This window comes from Streptococcus sp. HMSC061E03 (genome assembly GCF_001813505.1).
Lineage (GTDB): Bacteria > Bacillota > Bacilli > Lactobacillales > Streptococcaceae > Streptococcus.
The window spans coordinates 98,870-99,195 of sequence record NZ_KV812801.1 but is presented as its reverse complement, the minus strand read 5'-3'; the positions used below and the strand labels follow the sequence as shown (position 1 = coordinate 99,195).

The 326-nt window shown below is 43.9% G+C and carries 1 pseudogene; it reads right to left on the bottom strand.

Features of this window, described 5'->3' with window-relative positions:
• A pseudogene (locus HMPREF2917_RS09345) lies at positions 1–326 on the bottom strand (hypothetical protein); the annotation flags it as partial.

Here is a 326-nt window from a genome sequence, read left to right as displayed (position 1 = left end):
ATCCATACGAGAAGATATATTTTGCAGGAGACTCTTATCCGCATGATCACTTCCTTCCATAGCTCGCAAAGTACCTCTAAGACTACTAATGCTACTTTCGAGGCTTTGAATTTCACTTTCAAGTACGGCTGAATCCAGATCTTCGTCCCCAACTTCTGACCGATATTTTGAAGGGAGTTTTGGTACAGCTTCACTGAGGTACTCAGAATACATGATCGCCCCTTTAATTAGTGGCGTAATCACACTCACTCCGTATTGTTTCCCTGAATCATAGGCACTCCCTTGCAAGTCACTCGCTCCATTGAAGTTAGAGAGGGCTTTAACCG